We start from the raw sequence: 12,215 nt of genomic DNA, 5'->3' as shown, positions 1-12,215 counted from the left end.
GCGGGCGCAGGGGCATGGATGTCCGGTCGGGGGAGGTGAGCGGAAAAGAAGGCGGTCACGCCGCCGCGACGGCGGCCGTCCTGCCCGGAGGCATGGCGGCAAGCAGGGCGGCGTTGGCCTGGCGCTGCCGTGCGGCCCGCAGGTTGGCCTCCTGCTCGCGAATCGCCGCCCAGGCGCGCTGGATGTCTTGTCCGGCTTGGGTCACCTGGCGGGGGGCGTGGTGGCGCGCCCAGGCCAGCCGCAGCGCGTAGTGCTCTGGATGGTTCAGCCAGTGGAAGATCAGGGCGTGCACCACCAGCGCGCACCGCTGGTTGGTGGCGGTCGGCGCCGACGTCGAGCAGTTGAGGCCGACCGAACGATGGCACGAGACATCCCTGTGGGTCAGCCGCCGCTGACGCATGGTGTCGGTGTTGATGACCGCGCCGCCGAGCAGGCGCACCCTGTTGATCACCGGCCGGTCTCGGCGCTGGTCGCCCCATCCCCAGCGGTCGCCGATGCCGTACTGCACATACACGTAAGGGGTGTCGACGTCGAGTTCGTCTGACCCAACCGGCTGTTCCAAGGTGATGGTGAAAGCTCCCCGCACCCGGGGGCCGGTCACCTGGTAGGCCGTCTCGCCCTTCTCCCAGTCATGCCGGTAGTCCACGATCAGCTTGCCCAGGCCATCGAGTTCCAGTTCGGCTCGCGGCGCGGTTGCGGCTTCCGGCGCAGTGTCCACATCAGGCTCCTTGTCTGCCACAGGGCCCAAACGACATGTGCCGGCCGCCCCCGCGCAGGAGGGCGACCGGCACTGGGGGCCGACGTCAGGAAGGGATGAGGCTGGTCAGGTCACAAAACGGTGAGTCGCTCCACCGCCGGTGCGCCCGAGCGGCGCCGATCGTTGACGTGGCCGTCACCGCGCCGATCGCTGGAGCCCGTCGCCGCAGCCGCGCGGGCCCGGTCGGGCGAGGTGATGACCTGCGTCACCGCGTCGATCAGCGGTCCGATCATCGCGGTCGTCACCGGGTCTGGAGCCGTCAGCGTCTTGCGGTCCAGGTCCACCTCGACGGCCGGACCAGCGACCACGGCGAACCCGGCCTGCACTACCTGCCCGCGCAGCGACTCCACCAGCGTCTGCAGCGGATCGGCCGGTTCGGTCAGCTGGCCTTCTGGCAGGTCGTCGCGGTCCTGGGCGGTGGTCACGGTCGCAGAAGCATCGTCGGACGGTGCGGGGCGCGGGCTGGGCTCGGTCTGGCAGATGTCGTAGCGCTGCCGGGACCGGAACCGCAGGCGCTCCTGGCCGTCCTCGTCCTTGCCTCGGATCGGCACGCAGATCCACAGCGGCCGCCGGTTGAACTCCTCATTGCGCACGCGGCGGCCGCGTTCGTGCCACTGCCGAGGGGTGGCCACGTCGGTGAGCTGGATGCCGTACTGGTCGGCCTGCTGGAGCAACAGCGCCTGGTTGCGCAGGCTGAGCCCGAAGAACGAGGCCTGGGCGGTGTCCAGCATCGTCGTGAGGCGGGCCGCCAGCGCCGGATCCCCCAGCCCTTCGGCCGCCAGTTGACTCAGCGCCTCATCGCGCGCGGGCGGCCGCGGCCTTGGCCGGATCGCTCGAACGCCGACGGCGGGTGGCAGTCGTCATGATCGGCTCCTTTTCGATGGTGCGAGTGGGACAACGGCCTCAGGTGAAGCACCAGCCGCTGTCGCAGCGGCCGTCGTCGTCGCGGTCGCCAGCAGGGTCGTCAGCGCGGTCGTCGGTGGAGGGCAGCACCGGGGTGAGCGGGATCACCTGGTCCAGTGGGCCGTTGAAGCGGGTCAGCCAGACCGGGTCACTGTTCATGGCGGTGCGGCGGGCGTTGATGGTGTTCTCCAGCTGGCACGCCTGTCGGAACTGCGCGGGCTGGGTGCGGCGCATCGCGGCCCAGGTCTCGGGCCGGTGGTGCGGGCAGAACCAGCACGAGGAAGGCGGCGGTACCGGCAGCCCGACCGACTGGATGATGCGGGCGCAGTCGGTGCGCCGGATCCCCAGCTCCAGCAGGGGGTAGACGATCTGCTCATACGGTTCGCTGCGCCGGTTGTTGGCGCGGTGGATCTCATCCACGCTGATCCCGATGCCGAGCGTGGCCGGGCAGCGGGCGCTGGCGCCGCGCCGTTTGAGTTCCCGCCCAGTGACTTTGATCTTGAAGTCGACCGTGCAGCTGCGTGTGCCGGGGGCGCCGTTGGACATCCGGACCGGGATCGGGATGGAGCGCGACCCCTCGCGCATCAGGCGGTCATACAGGGTCTCGATGCTGCCGTCGCGGCGGGTGCGGTGCAGCTCGCGCAGTTCGATGCCGTGGGCGGCCGCGAACGGCATCGCGTGCTGATGCAGGTAGGACAGCGTGGCGGGGTTTTCACTGTCCTCGCCGACGTTGGCGAACAAGAACACATCGAAGTCGAGCTCGCCCATGGCGGTCAGCGCCAGCACGGCGACCGACTGCACGCCGCATCCGAACGCGAACGCCTTCAGTTCTTGGGCCCTGGCGGAGGGACCCGGGCGGATCAGGGTCGGGGCACCAGTGGTCATGGCGACTCCCATCGGTGGCAATGGCGACGGGCCCGCGGCGCCGTCTGGCGCCCGTGGGCCCGTCGCCCCGGATCGGGGCAGGTCAGTGAGGGGGAGGGGACAGAGACTCAGCGGGGACCGGACGGTGGGTTGCTGGCGGGCCTCTGCTGCAGTACCGAGCGCAGCGTGGCCGGCGTCATCCCGGCGCGGATCAGGTCATCCAGCAACATGGCCAGGCCACAGCGCCGGTCGGTCCGGTAGGCCTGCTCCAGTGCCGCATCAGCCAGCGCCGTGTCGCCGTTCAGGAAGGCGGCATAGCCCAGCAGCGCCGCCGGGGCGGCCCGGTAGGCCGGTTCGGCCCTGCGCGCAAGGTCGCTCCAGAACCGCACGTAGGCGGGCATGCTGTCCGGGTCGAAGGCCATGCGGATCAGGGCCTCATCGCTCAGGTGAGTGACCTCCAGCAACACCAGCAGCCAGGCCACCTCGTCGTCGGTGGCGGGTGCCTCCTCGGTAGGCGGAGTGGTCGTGTTCTGAAGACGTTGGAACAGCTCGGTGAGAAACCGCGTGCCGTTCGTCCGGAGCCGTTCGTTCAGAGCGTGGGGGGCGGCGGTCTGCTCCCGATAGGCGCGCAGGCGTTTCTCGGCTCGCCGGGTCGACTCCTGCATCGCTTTGCGTGCGGTGCCGGTGACCGGTGTGAGCGCAGGCAACTCCATGGTTCCTCCTCAACGGGCGGCCGATCAGCTGGTGGGCATACGCCGCAGCACCTGACCTGCTCACGGCCAGGTGCTGCGGTGCTGGAGGGCGGTATCAGAACTGGGGAGAGTGGTCCGGCTCATTGCTGGCGGGCGGCGCGTTGTCCCACGGCGCTCCAGGCGGCTGCGCCATCGGCCATTCGGCTGCCGGCCCTGCCGAGTGGTCGCTCGTCGGTCCAGACGCCGGATCGGTCGGCGAGGTGCTGGGAGGGGGCTCCGCCGGCGCCGGTGGGAGCGCACCGGCGCCCGGTCCGGTGCTCTGGTCCGCGGGGTTGGCGACGGGCGGGGCGGCGAGATGGTCGGGGGCCTGCTGGCCGCGCCGGCTGATGTACTCCGTCAAGGTCAGCAGCGTTCGCCGGTCATCGCCGAAGGTCACCGCGTTGCCCAGCCCCAGGTTCATCGCCTGGCTGTACAGCTCGCGCAGGTCGGCCTTGGTCGCCTCGGGCTGGGCCGCGGCGGCTCGCAGGTCGTTGATGGTGGGGCGGGGGACCCCGTCGTTGAGCCATTTGAGCAGGTTGTAGGCCAGCTCCATGCCCGGCTGGGCGATGACGCGGCCGTTGAGCTCGGGGCAGCGGGTCTTGGTGATGCTCAGCGTGTTGGAGGCGTCCATCTCGCCCACCACGTCGAACTCGTAGTCGATGCCTTCGCGCTGCACCGCCGTCGTGCCGACCTTGCGCGGGGTCTGCTTACCGTTGACCTCGGCCATGACGTACTTGGTCTTGGCGCGCATGGTGACGATGATGTGTCCGGGGTAGCTGAGCAGGGCGTCGATCATCTGCCGTTCGCGCGGGGTGACCTCGTTCCATCCGCCGAACTTGTTGCCGCCGTAGTTGTGGCGCGCCGCCTGGTCGACCAGCTCCAGCACCCCGCCGTGCCCGGCCCAAAAGTGCGAGAACGAGTCGATCACGATCACCGGGATGTCCTGGGCCGCGGCGGCGGCCAGCGCCCGGATCAGCCGGTTGGGGTCGAAGTCCTGCAGTGGTACGCGGGTGCGGGAGAACTGGAACAGGTGGGCGTACTTGCTGGCGGAGTTGCGCTCGGTGTCGATGACGCCGATGCCGCGTCCGCCCAGGTGGGCGGTGGTGGGGTCGCCTGCCACCAGACCGGTGGCCAACTGCAGCGCGGTGTAGGTCTTGCCCGACCCCGAGGGGCCCACCAACGCCACCCGCGCCTTGGCCTGTTCCTTGGTGGCGGGCACGAACACCAGGCCGTCGTCGATTCCGCCGCCCCAGCGCTCGGTGGAACTGTGGTCGGCCGAGGGGTCGTCGTCGGGGTGGGGGGCGCGTCCCGAGGCGTAGGGGCTGGCATTGACACGCTGGTGCAAGGTGCCCAGGTCGCTCACAGTGTCCCTCCGTTCATGGCTGGTGGTGCACGGTCAAAGCGCGGCCCCGGTAGGCCGCATACAGCTCGGGGTGGTCGGCCTTGAAGGCCCGGGTGTCGAACTTCAAGCTCGGCACCAGGTAGCTGCGCCACAGGTCGGGACGGTCGGTGCGCAGCCGTTTGGTGGCCACGCCGCCGTGCGGGGTGAAGGAGTAGACCGGCTGGCCGTCGACGATGCAGGTCTCGGCGCCGCCGAGCTCGGCGATCATCTGGTTCTCCACCTGGTCCAGCTCGGCGGTGGCGGCCGCGATGGCTTCTTGGAGCTGATGGCGACGTTCCAGCAGCGGCTCCACGGCCGCGGCCTCGGCATGGTGGTCGGTGCCGCTGGTGGTGCGCCGGGTCAGCAGGTCGCGGGTGGCCGCCCCGCCTGCACATCCGCCCAGAACCGCTCGGCGATCTTGATCAGGTCATCGATGAGCGCCTGGTCGCGGTCCAGGTAGTGGTAGCGCAGGCGGTTCCCGCCGACCAGGGCGGCGACCGCTCCGAACTCGGCGCCGGTGACGGCCAGGTACCACTGCAGCTGCAGTGCGGGGCCGTCAGGTACCCCGTGCTGCCAGTCGGCGTCCTGCCAGGCCGACCGGTTCTTGATCTCCAGGATCTTCAGTCGGCCCTCGCCGAAGGTGCGGTCGGGGTTGGCCAGCATCCACGGCAGGTCCAGGTGGGCCAGCATGCCCGGCGAGTGGTGCACCGGGATGCCGGTCTCCTCTGACCAGCCTTGGGCGATGACCTCCTCCAGGCGTCGCCCCCACCGGGCCGCCTGGGACTCGCCCTCATACGGCAGCTCTCCGCGTTTGTCGTGGTAGACCGCCAAGGCGCTGGTGTAAGGGTTCAGACCACAGATCGCAGCGATGTCGCTGCCGCCCAGCCCCTGGCGGCGCAGCTGCAACCACAGGGGCCGGTCCTTGTCGGCCAGGTCGGCGGGTGCGATCAGGCGGGCGTCGGGCAGGCCCGGCACCAGATCGCCCGTCGTGGGCAATGCGACCCTCCTTCCTATCGTGGGTGCGGATACAGCAGCGCCGCCGCTTCGGGATCGAAGCGGCGGCGCTGCTGGTCTGGTGGGATCGGGAACGATCAGGCGGCCGTGGCCACGGGCTGTTCGGCCTCGCCCTGTCCGGTGTCCTGCCCGGTGCTCTGCGCGATGTCGGTCGTGCCCTCGTCCGCGGACTCGCTCGTGGTCGCGGCGGCCGCCGGATCCTTGGGGGCCGTTTCGTCGCCGGCCCCGGCTCCGACCTCGTTCCCGTCGCTGTCCCCGTCGCTGTCCCCGTGGTTGTCGCCGTTGACCTCGGCCTGGTCGGGGTCAGCACCGGTGTAGGGGACCCCGTTGATGACGGCCTTCTCGATCGGCGACGGCTGGTACCCGAAGGCCACCAGCTCCTTCAGGTAGGCGCCCGCCACCGGGCGGCGGCAGTGGGGATTGGACTTGCCGTCGGTGCGCCAGGTGAAGCGCCGGTCGTTGGGACCGGCGACCTCGTACTCCATCGCGGCCAGGATCTCGGCCATCAGCAGCACCTGCCGCCGCCCCGCCGATGCGGTGGCCGCCTCCTTGGCCGCGTCCTCGAAGCTCTTGCCGGCGAACTGCTGGAACAGCAGCTCGGTCGCGCGTGTGCCCAGGCATTCGCGCACCGGCGTCGGCATCACCAGCAGGTAGCGGCTCACGAACGCGCCGACCTCCTGACCACTGGTGCGGCGCCGGGCCAGCATCTGCAGGAACTTGCGGCGCACCTCGGTGGCGGCCAGCCACTCCCGGTTGCCCCGCACCACCAGCTCACGTGGGATCTCGTTGGTCTCGGTGGCGCCGTGGGTGGCGTGGAGGGTCTTGCCCGGTCGGATGGTGTGTCCGTGCGTCTGCGGGTGCTGGCACAGGTGCACCGCCTCCAGCCCGTCCCGCTGGAAGCTGGGGATGTGGACCCTGGCGCCCGGGCACTGGGCGTGCTCGGCGGCGTCCAGCGGCTTGCCGTCGTGCTCCAGCAGGTCCAGCGCGTAGGACCCGGCGGGAACCTGGTCGGCGAAGGTGTACCCGGCCGCGATCAGTTCGGCGCGCAGCCGCATCCGTTCGCCCGTCGCCGGGTTCTGGTAGCCGTGGCCGTACTGCTGGGGATCGGCGCAGTAGGCCGTCGGCTCGGTCGGCGAGTACCAGAAGTACACCCCGTGCCCGGGGCAGCTGGCGTGCTGCTCGACGGTCAGCTCCTCGGCCTGGCCGTCCCCGGGGGTCAGCTCGCTCAGCCGCAGGCCTCCGGCGGGCACCTCCTCGGTGATGGTGACACCCTGCCGGGTCAGCTCGGCCACCAGGCGCTCGTGCTCGGCCTGCTCCTGGCGCTGGGCGCGGATCTGGCTGGCCACGTGCTCCAGCGACTGGCCGAACGCCTTGGCCCGGTACAGCGCCTCGACGGCCGCGGTGTCGTCCTCGTCGAATCCGGCCAGCACCTCCAGTTCGATCAGGTCCCAGTCGTAGCCGCTGTCCCGCAGCTCCTGCATGCGGCTGGGTGCCATCTGACCGGCCTTCACCGCCTGACGGACCTCGGCGGGCTTGAGCCCGGTGTCGGCGCTGAGCTGCTTCTTGGTCACCCCGGCCTGGTGGGCCTGCCCCAGGACCAGGACCTCCTGGAGCGGATCGAAGTTCTTGCGCAGGGCGGGGGAGTTCTCGGTGTACATCTCCACCAGCGCCGCGCCCTGGCTGGAGTCGGTCTTGAGGCTGTAGGGGACCTCGGTCAGCCCGACCTTCCTGGCGCCCGCCACGCGCCGGTGTCCGGCGACCAGGAAGAACATGCCCGGCTCGTCGGGGTCGATCCGCAGCCGCACCGGCTGGTTCACCCCCGGCCTCAGCGAGTCCAGGAACTGCGGGTTCAGGTCGAGCTCCTCCTCGGTGCGGCGGGGGTTGAGCGGGTCGGGCTTGATCCGGTCCAGCGGCATCATCGGCTGGGCCTGCGGCACGAACTCCGTCCGGCCGTTCTCCTGGGCCGGGTCGGTCGGTGCGGTCTGCGGTTCGGTGTCGGCCGTGACAGGGGCACTCATCGGTGATCCTTTCTGGTCAACGGGGTGTGGTACGGGCGTTGCTGCTGCGCGGGGGTCACGCGATCGGCAGGACGCGATGGGGTCGCTGGGGCAGCGGACCCATCGCGTCCTGTCAGGCGCTGACCAGCAGCGTGGCGAGCTGGGCGTTGACGGTCCTCAGGGCGGCCTGGGTGTCGCCCAGCGACAGCGACAGCACCTGGGCGTGCTGTTCGGTGGATTTCTTGAGGGCCGTGAACCGCCGGTGCAGGGCTTCGATGGCCTTGTCGGAGGCACCGTTGCGGCGTGCCTGCACGATGTCGTGCGACAGGCGGTCCAGTTCGTCGCGGGCCTGGTTGGCCCACGCCGTCTCGATCATGCTGCGCATCTCATGCTGGTCGGGGATGGGGATGCGCGACAGCTCGCTCTTGGGGCCCAGCCGCGACACCAGGGTCCGCAGTCGGGCCAGGATGTCGGCGTGCGCGCGGTGCACGAAGTACACCCCGCCGGTGGGGCGCACCTTGATGGCGTCCAGGTGCACCACGTAGTCGTGGACCAGGGTCCGCAGCCGGTCGCCGGTGTAGTAGTGGCAGCGCTGCTGGTAGGTGGTGCGGACCTCATCCAGCAGGTGCATGACGGTCTCGGCCTCGCGCAGGCCCAGCGTGGCCAGGGCGCTGTAGTCGGGGTTGACGCGCAGGCTCCCAGCGCCGCGGGGCACGCCGGGGCGGGTGTCGCGGACGAACTCGCACTCGGCGACCTGGGAGTAGGTCAGGGTGCTGTGGGTGGCGTCGCGGACCTCGCGCACCAAGTGGCGCACGATGCTGTGGCGGTCGCGGCGCACGTGCCGCCACATCAGGGTGATCTCCACCGCCTGGCCGCTGGTGCGGCGGGCGCTCTGGCTGTTGCCGGTGGCCGGCTGACCCGATTCCAGGGCGTACTTGTGGTTCACGCCGCGTGCGCCGGTGACCTGCTCGAAGGCGTCGATGGCGCGGATGGCCGGCGGCAGCAGCGCCGCGTCCAGCCCCAGCTCGATGAACCAGCGCTCCAGGTCGGTGTGCCGGACCCGGCCCTCGAACACCGAGTAGAGCACCACGTGGCCCAGCAGCGGGGCGCCGGGGTCGTCCATCGCGGCGGTGTAGGCGTCCAGGCTGGCGGTCATGGCGCGGGTGCCGGGCCGCTGCGACGCGCTCGCCGGTCCGGTCGGGGTGGGCAGCGGAGTGGCGGGGGTCAGGCTGGCGGAGGGGCGGTGGGTCATGGTGGCGGCTCCGTTCCGGTCGGGGACGCGTGGACGGGCAGGGTCGGCGGGACAGGCAGGGTCGGTGGGATGGGCGGTCACAGGACCTGGAAGATCTGGCGGGTGCTGCCGGGGTCGGTCAGGTCGGTGATGCTGTGCAGGTGGTCGGCCACCTGACGCAGGCCCTGGTCGAGCGAGGTGGCGATAGCGACGCCGAACACCCGAAAGCCCAGGGCGTCCTTGCGCTGGCGCCAGGCGGCCAGCCAGTCGGCGTCGACCTGGCACTGGCCGTCGGTGATGAACACGACATCGCCGCTGCTGGTGCGGTCGGTGGTGAAAGCGGTGTGCAGGATGTCGGTGGCGGCCTCCAGCGGGGCCTGGAAGCTGGTGCCGCCGTCGAAGAAGTGCTCGGCGAAGTCGGCGATCTGCGCGGGGCTGACGGGCTGACCGGCCGGGAAGGCGAACACCTGGATCTGTTGGGCGGCCGAGAACAGCACCCCGACAAAATCGCGGTGTCCGGCGCGGGCCTGGTCCAGCAGCGCCAGCGCGCACGCTTTGGCCCACGCCTCGCGGGTGTAGGGCGTGCCATCGCTGGCGGTCATCGAGCCCGAGCAGTCCACGCAGGCGACGATGGGGCCCTTGCCCGCCGGCTGCTCGCCGTGCTGGTCGTGCACCATCAGCCGCCGTTCGGCCAGCCGCGCGGCAAACAGCGGGCGCAGGGCCGGAAGCGCCAGGGCGGCGATCTCGGCGTCGGTCAGACGGCTCAGGTCATCGCCCAGGGTCAGACCGACCACCTCGCCGGGGGAGCCGTGCAGGGTGCGGGTGCGTTCGGCGGCCGCCATCTCCCGGAACCGGCCGATCAGGTCGGCGAATTCGCTGAGCCTGCCGCCGGTCAGGCGCTGGGCCAGGTCGGCGCGGGTGGCAAAGTCCATGCGCTGCAGCTGGCCCGGCTCGATGCCCCAGGCGGCCATGGCCTGCTTTTCGGCGCGCACCTGCGTGGTGGCCTGGGCGGCCGCGGCGCGCACCGTGGCCTGGATCCCCGGAGCCACCTGGGTCAGCAGCTCTTGGGCGCGCTGGCCGACCTCGGCGGCGGCCTGGTCTGCCAGCTCGGCGCTCTGAATCGCGTCGGTGAGCACCTGGGCCTGCGCAGCGGGCACGTTGCCGTCGGCGTCGGCGGCTGATTCGGCGGCCTGCAGCGCGGCGGCGACTTGCTGGGCGTGCTCGTCGGCGGCCTGGCGGGTCTGCTGGGCGAACTCGGCGGCGCGTTGGGCCTCGGCGGTGCGCTCCAGCAGCCCGGCCAGCCGCCCACTCTGGGAGATCACCGCCAGCGCCGCAGTGTAGGGGTCACCGACGGTCTCGCGGCGCAGCGCCTGGAACTCCGGTGCCGCCAGCAGCTGCTCACACACCTGCCGGTTGATCAGGCGGGAGGCGTCCATCTCGGCGGCCGACCGCACCTGCGGGCTGGCCTTGTAGGCCGCCGCCCACACATCGGCTAGCAGGCCGGTGGCGTAATCGAAGCGCTGCCCCAGCTCCTGACCGAGCTCGCGCAGCGCGCCCGCTTGGTCGTAGACCTCGCGCCACTGCATCTGGTCGAACCGGTCGGTGCGGATCGCCTGCGTCGCCGGCGGCTCGGTCGGCGCCAGCGCCGCGGCGCCCTGCCCGGGTGCAGCGGTGCGGCTGACCCAGCGTCCGGCCAGGGAGGCCAGGTCCCGCAGCTTGGTCAGGGTCCGCCGTCCAGCTCGGCGTTTGCGCCCCGGCCGGGACGCGGACGACATCATCGACGGTGCCGACCGTGCCGACGGCGGTTGGTCGGACCCGGCAGAAGTGGACGTCATTGAGGAGCTCCTTTCGCGGGCGGCGGCCGCGGTGGTGGTCGACGGGCAGCAGGTGGGCAGCCCAAAGCAGCGCCGCCCGCCGACACTCGGTGTGTCGGCGGGCGGCGCTCAGGGGCAGCGGTCGCTGTGGTGCGGGTCACACCATCCGGTTGATCACTGCGGGGTCGATGTCCAGGCACTCCACCAGGACCCGGCTCGTCACCGCTCGGCACCGGGCCAGCATCTGCTCCAGCTCGGTGGTGGAACGCCCGGCCGCGGCGGCCTCCTGGCACATCTGCTCCAGCCGCACGCCGGTGCGGCTCAGCTTGCCCCGGGCCTCCTTGGTCGCCCACTCGACCAGGGCTTCTTGGGACTGCCCGGTCATCGAGTCCAAGGTGGCGGCCAACTCCTCGACAGCCTCGGCCAGATCCAGTGCCTCCTGCAGGCTGGGGTTGACCATCTGCAGCACCTGGCGTTCCACCGTCGGCCGCTGGTCGGGGACGTCCCACAGCACGTGCGTCAGGATCGCCAGGTCCTCCTCGCTGGCACGGACGCTCCCCCGCAGGAACGCCCGGGCCTGCAGCAAACGCATCGCGGCCTTCCAGCGACGGTCGGAGGCGATCAGACCGGCCTTGCGCAGATCGGCACGCAGGCCGCACACCGCATCCACCACGTTGTCGCCCAGCTGCACCGCCGGGACGTGCACCCGCACCGCCTCGGTCAGGCTCGCCAGATCCACGGTGGTCCGCCCCGGCGGCCCGGCCGCACCGGCGGCGGGGGTGGCCACCGATCGGATCAGGTTGGCGAAGTGGGTGTGGTCGCTGAGGTAGTCGACCTCCAGCCGCACCAGCAGCCGGTCGTAGATGGCGTCGGTCTCCTCGCCCTGACCCAGTTCGTTGCTGGCGGTGATCGCGCTGACCAGGGGGCACTTGATGGGCGGGGCACCGTTCTCGGGGTGGTAGATCCGCTCGTTCAGCAGCGACAGGGTGGCGTTCAGCGCGCCGGTGCCGCACTTGAAGATCTCGTCCATGAACGCAATGTGCGCCTGGGTGGCCCGGCCGTCGAACATCTGGGTGTAGCGGCCCTGGGTCAGCGCGGCCACGTCGATGGGACCGAACATCTGCTTGGGGTCGGTGAACTTGCTGAGCAGGATCTCCCACAGCTGCGCACCGGTGATGCGTCCGGTCAGCTCCCGGGCCAGAGCGGACTTGCCGGTTCCCGGCGGGCCCAGCAGCAGCGAGTGCTGCCCGGCCAGGATCGCGGCCATCAGCGCCTGGACCACGTTCTCACGCTCATAAAACATCGCGCCGATCTCATCGCTGATGGAGCGCAGCGCGGCCGCGGTCGCAGCGGCCGACCCGGCCGGGATCCCGGCCGCTCCCACAGGGGTCCCGGCTCCGTGGGTCACGGGCTGGGCACTGGTCATCGTCACATCCCACCTCCATCCCCGCCCGGCCCAACACCCTGCGTGAACAGGGATCGGACCGACCGGGTCTTCGTCCGGAGCAGCTGTCGTTGCTCTT

General features: G+C 71.1%; 11 protein-coding genes. All 11 read right to left on the bottom strand.

Annotation, left to right across the window (positions count from 1 at the left end; all coding sequences use genetic code 11):
- Nucleotides 1-55 precede the first annotated feature (55 nt).
- A complete protein-coding gene (locus AKI01S_RS20100; protein WP_067819863.1) occupies nucleotides 56-718 on the bottom strand; it encodes a hypothetical protein in 663 nt (220 codons plus the stop codon).
- Between the two features lie 110 nt (nucleotides 719-828).
- Nucleotides 829-1,488, bottom strand: a complete 660-nt coding sequence (locus AKI01S_RS20095) for a hypothetical protein (protein WP_067819860.1) — start codon at nucleotides 1,486-1,488, stop codon at nucleotides 829-831.
- 172 nt (nucleotides 1,489-1,660) lie between these two features.
- Nucleotides 1,661-2,461: a phosphoadenosine phosphosulfate reductase gene (locus AKI01S_RS20090; protein ID WP_218009747.1), complete on the bottom strand. Its 801-nt coding sequence runs from the start codon at nucleotides 2,459-2,461 to the stop codon at nucleotides 1,661-1,663.
- Nucleotides 2,462-2,652: 191 nt separating this feature from the next.
- Nucleotides 2,653-3,237 carry a DUF4192 domain-containing protein gene (locus tag AKI01S_RS20085; RefSeq protein WP_067819854.1) on the bottom strand — a complete coding sequence of 195 codons (585 nt, stop codon included), beginning with the start codon at nucleotides 3,235-3,237 and terminating at the stop codon, nucleotides 2,653-2,655.
- Nucleotides 3,238-3,331: 94 nt separating this feature from the next.
- Nucleotides 3,332-4,618 carry an ATP-binding protein gene (locus AKI01S_RS20080; protein WP_067819851.1) on the bottom strand — a complete coding sequence of 429 codons (1,287 nt, stop codon included), beginning with the start codon at nucleotides 4,616-4,618 and terminating at the stop codon, nucleotides 3,332-3,334.
- Between the two features lie 13 nt (nucleotides 4,619-4,631).
- On the bottom strand, nucleotides 4,632-4,949 hold the full coding sequence (locus AKI01S_RS20075; protein WP_067819848.1) for a hypothetical protein: 318 nt from the start codon (nucleotides 4,947-4,949) through the stop codon (nucleotides 4,632-4,634).
- A gap of 47 nt (nucleotides 4,950-4,996) precedes the next feature.
- Nucleotides 4,997-5,632, bottom strand: a complete 636-nt coding sequence (locus AKI01S_RS20070; RefSeq protein ID WP_067819846.1) for a YqaJ viral recombinase family nuclease — start codon at nucleotides 5,630-5,632, stop codon at nucleotides 4,997-4,999.
- A gap of 95 nt (nucleotides 5,633-5,727) precedes the next feature.
- Nucleotides 5,728-7,668, bottom strand: a complete 1,941-nt coding sequence (locus AKI01S_RS20065) for a ParB/RepB/Spo0J family partition protein (protein WP_067819842.1) — start codon at nucleotides 7,666-7,668, stop codon at nucleotides 5,728-5,730.
- Between the two features lie 112 nt (nucleotides 7,669-7,780).
- Nucleotides 7,781-8,899 (bottom strand): DUF6744 family protein, encoded by a 1,119-nt coding sequence (locus AKI01S_RS20060; RefSeq protein WP_067819838.1) that lies wholly within the window; start codon nucleotides 8,897-8,899, stop codon nucleotides 7,781-7,783.
- A gap of 77 nt (nucleotides 8,900-8,976) precedes the next feature.
- Entirely contained in the window at nucleotides 8,977-10,713 is a 1,737-nt protein-coding gene (locus AKI01S_RS20055) for a VWA domain-containing protein (protein WP_218009746.1), read from the bottom strand.
- 136 nt (nucleotides 10,714-10,849) lie between these two features.
- Entirely contained in the window at nucleotides 10,850-12,118 is a 1,269-nt protein-coding gene (locus AKI01S_RS20050; RefSeq protein WP_083999906.1) for an AAA family ATPase, read from the bottom strand.
- Nucleotides 12,119-12,215: the final 97 nt, after the last annotated feature.

This window comes from Actinomadura kijaniata NBRC 14229, from assembly GCF_001552175.1.
Lineage (GTDB): Bacteria > Actinomycetota > Actinomycetes > Streptosporangiales > Streptosporangiaceae > Spirillospora > Spirillospora kijaniata.
This window is presented reverse-complemented; position numbering and strand designations above follow the sequence as displayed.